Annotated in this window: 2 protein-coding genes; both read left to right on the top strand. The window is 35.8% G+C overall.

Annotation, left to right across the window (positions count from 1 at the left end):
* Positions 1-267 precede the first annotated feature (267 nt).
* The gene (locus tag CJF42_RS22140) at positions 268-3396 is read left to right on the top strand and encodes an efflux RND transporter permease subunit (protein WP_095368752.1); all 3129 of its coding nucleotides are present in this window, start codon (positions 268-270) and stop codon (positions 3394-3396) included.
* An 8-nt stretch (positions 3397-3404) separates the two neighbouring features.
* Positions 3405-4385: efflux RND transporter periplasmic adaptor subunit (locus CJF42_RS22135; RefSeq protein ID WP_095368753.1), on the top strand; the 981-nt coding region annotated here is incomplete at its 3' end.

Here is a 4385-nt window from a genome sequence, read left to right as displayed (position 1 = left end):
TAATTTCACCTAAAACTGCTGTAAAAACAGTGAAGTAAACGCGCGTTTATCTTATTTCTTGTATGGCCATCGTAAAAGAATTATTGAACTATTCAGCACCCGATTTACTTAATAGTATTACTTGAGATGAGTAACTGTAACAAGTTGTTTCATTTTGAAGTTTTATCGTTTAATTATTACGGTTTAACGTAAGTTAACTAGAGTCTTTATGAACAAAGCATATAATACGTACTTGGGCGAAACTGGCTAAATAATGAGAATAAAAAAATGAATCTAACGCGTTCAGCCTTAAAAAATCCAGCAGCTATTATTGTAATAGTGGCTTTAGTGATGATTTTTGGCGTAATGAGTGTTTTTAAGTTACCACTTCAGCTAACACCAGATATTGAACAGCCTCAAATTACCATTTCAACTGGGTGGAGAAGTGCAGCACCATCAGAAATGGAATCCGTAATAATAGAACCGATAGAAAACGTTGTTAAAAATACTCAAGGTGTCACAAAAGTAACAACTAACATTGGACGTGGTTTTGGCAGTATATCACTGACTTTTGATGTGGGTGCCGATATGCAAAAAGCTATGTTAGATGTAATCAATAATTTAAATCAAGCGCCACCATTGCCTCTTGATGCGATTGAACCTGTAATATCTGCTGGAGGTGGTCGAGGCGGGCCAAATACAGCCTCATTAATGATTAAAACTCTTCCGAGTAATCCAGTGCAAGATTTAGGGCAATATCAAAAGTTAATAGAAAACGTTGTAAAGCCTAGGTTTGCTCGAATTTCAGGTATGGGTCAAGTAAATCTAGCAAGCCATAGGCCTAGAGAGCTAAGAATTACTTTTGATCCACTCAGAGCAGCCTCATTAGGATTAACTATAGCAGATATTAGTTCAACAATAGCAAGAGCAAGTGATGTATCTGGTGGTGTTGCCAATGTTGGTCGCCGACAATATACAGTTCGCTTTTCAGGACAATATAATATTGGCAATTTAACCGATATGATTATAGGTTATAGTGGTGAACGTCCTATTTATTTAAAAGATGTCGCTACTGTTGAAAATACTTTAGTTGATAAATTTGCTTTTAACTTACGAAATGGTCAGCCTTCATATTACTTCACTTTAAAGCGTCAAAATGATGCTAATACTGTTGCTTTATTAGATGAAATTAACATTGCTATTAAAGAATTAAACGCAGGGCCTATGGCTGCTGCAGGATTAACAATTGACTTAAGTTTTGACTCTTCGGTTCATATTCGAAATGCGTTAAAGCTAGTGAAAAATAATTTGGGTTTAGGCGTATTGTTGGCATTAATTATTTTATGGTTATTTCTAAGGGGGCTAAAAACGACATTAATAATCGCCATGACAATACCAGTATCTCTTATGGTGGCATTTGCAGCTTTGAGCATATTTGATCGTAGCTTAAATGTGATTTCACTCGCAGGCTTAGCATTTTCAGTTGGGTTAGTATTAGATGCTGCGATTATAGTCCAAGAAAATATCGTGAGACTTAGAAGCCTAGGGTTAGATAAATCAAAAGCGGTAATGCGTGGAGCATTGCAAGTTACAGGTGCACTATTTGCTTCAACCGCAACCAGCGTTGCGATATTTTTACCAATATTATTTATGGCTGGTATAGAAGGCCAGTTATTTTCGGATTTAGCGTTAACGCTCTCTATTGCCGTTATTGCATCATTTGTATCGGCAGTCACCATTTTACCTATTGCCAGTAAATATTGGTTAAATAGCAAAGAAGAAATAGACCCTTATAAAGCTTATTGGCAAAAGTTGACCGCATTTATCATGAAAATCACCAATACAACTAGTAAGTGTTTTGCTTGGATCTTAATTCTATTAGGTGGTTCTGTAATGGCTACGGTTATGTTGATGCCAAAAACCGATTTTATGCCAAGAGCACCCATTGATGGATTTTTCATGAGCTTGAGTATGCCACCAGGTGGCAATGTTGATTTCATTGAAAAAGAAATAGCCTCTTTAGTCAAAAATCGTTTAGCGCCTTATTTATCAGGTGAACAACAGCCAAAAATTAAAAGTTATAACTTTTTCTCGAATGGTGCAGGTTCTACAGGTGGTTTTATATATTCAGATGACCCAAGGCGTGTAGAGGAGCTTATGGAAGTAATTAAAAATAAAGTGCTTGTGGGTTTGCCCGATACACAAATATTTTTATTTAGGGGTTCTATGATCAATGTGTCAGGCGGTGGTAATGGTCGTACAATTGATATTGATATAAATGGTTCTAACATTGAAAATTTAATGGTAGTTGCACAAACAGGCATTGATGCGATTAATGAGAATATGGCTGATACGACTGTTTTTCCAATGCCAAGCTTAAATTTAGCTGAGCCGGAACTGAATTTAATACCAGACGATCAGAGGATCACACAAGCTGGTTTAACGCGAAGAGATGTCGCTAATGCAATAAGAACTTATACTAGTGGCTTATTTATTAGTGAATACTTTGATGGTAACGACAGAGTGAATGTGATTTTGCGAGGCGCGCAGTGGAATACACCTGATGAACTTGAGTCATTACCTGTTTATTCGCCATTAGCAGGCATTCAAACAATAGGAGAATTAACAACTCTAACAAGAACAGCAGGCCCTACACAGTTGAGAAGAGTTGATGGTAAACGTACGATTAGTTTGCAAATATCACCCCCTGCGGATTTGTCATTGGAAGAAGCGTTAGTAATGATCAATGACAAAATTATTCCTCAAATGAATAAAAACTTATCCAGTAATGCGTCAATTTTATTAAGTGGTAACGCAAATAAAATGGCCAATGCAATTAATGATATGTTGAAAAACTTTGCACTGGCTTTAGTTATTTTATTTTTATTGATGACGGCTTTATTTAAATCAGCCAAAGATAGTTTGTTGGTTTTACTTATTATGCCTTTAGCGGTCGCAGGTGGTGTCGTTGGTTTATATGTACTCAACCTATTTACTTATCAGTCACTAGATTTACTCACTATGATAGGTTTCATTATTTTATTAGGTTTAGTGGTTAATAATGCGATTTTATTAGTTGACCAAACGAGAGAAGCACAAAAGCAAGGTTTTTCTCGTACTGATGCAGTAGCACAAGCTGTGAGTATTCGCGCTAGGCCCGTATATATGAGTACCCTAACAAGTTTATTTGGTATGTTGCCACTGATGCTAATGCCAGGAGTTGGTAGCGAAATATATCGAGGTTTAGCAACTGTAATTGTTGGTGGTATGGGCATAAGTGCAATTTTCACCCTTGTATTATTCCCATGTTTATTACAGCTAGGGAAAAATTCAGAAATTTCAGATAAATACTATTCTTCAAATAAATTAGATAATAAAGTCGCAGATTTAAATTTGCGACATCAGCAAGCTAGCTAGGGATCCATATGTTTACCAATAAATTAATAAAAGGGCTAGTAACGAGCAGTATGGCATTGTTAGCTATTTATGTTAACGCAGAAAATAAGTCTGCAAGCCCAGTTAAATTAGATAGCGTAACTAAAAGTTCATTGCCAGCAACCACTGATTTAATGGGTACTTTACATAGTCGTTCAGATATACAAATTACTGCCGGTATAAATGGTCGCTTAGAATGGCTGGCAGAACCTGGTGCATATGTGGCGTTAGGTGATACTTTAGTTAAAATGGATTTATTGCCATTACAATTAAAGCTTGCTGAACAAAAAGCACAAATTAAGCGCGCTAATATTAATTTGGCTTATCTCAAAAATGAATGGAATAGGCTACAAAAATTACGTAAAACAAATTCAATCTCACAATTTCAGTTAGATCAAACCCGTTCAAAGTATGAGTTAGCAGAAACTGACATTGAAATTGCACATTTGAAATTACAACAAATTGAAGATGAAATAAATCGCGCAACTATAAAAGCACCTTTTGATGGTGTTGTAACTCAAAGGATCACAAGAGCTGGCACAGATGTCAGCAGAAGTGATATTTTGCTTAAATTACTAGATACTGAAAATCTTGAAGTGCGTGTTTTTGTACCAATTAAGTACTTAGCATATATAGAACAAGGGAATCATTTAAAAGTATTTGCAAATGATAAAGAAATAGAAGCACCGGTTATTGCCAAAATCCCTAGTGTGGACCCTCGCTCACAAACATTTGAAATGCGAATGAAAATCCCTGAAGGGAATAGTGATTACTGGGCTGCTGGTCAATTAGTAACAGTAACTATACCAACACAAAATAATTTAGCTAAATTAACGGTGCATAGAGATGCTTTAATTTTAAGAAAAGACGGCACATATGTTATTAAAATAGATAAAGAAAACAAAGCACATAAATTATTAGTTAAAGTGGGGTTAGGAAATTTTGAGCGTGTTGCTGTTCAAGGAGAGCTA

The sequence above is a fragment of the Pseudoalteromonas sp. NBT06-2 genome, assembly GCF_002276045.1.
Classification (GTDB): Bacteria; Pseudomonadota; Gammaproteobacteria; order Enterobacterales; family Alteromonadaceae; genus Pseudoalteromonas.
This window is presented reverse-complemented; position numbering and strand designations above follow the sequence as displayed.

Coding starts and splice junctions, on each gene's coding strand:
- CJF42_RS22140 (WP_095368752.1), top strand. CDS start 268: ATGAATCTAACGCGTTCAGCCTTAAAAAATCCAGCAGCTATTATTGTA.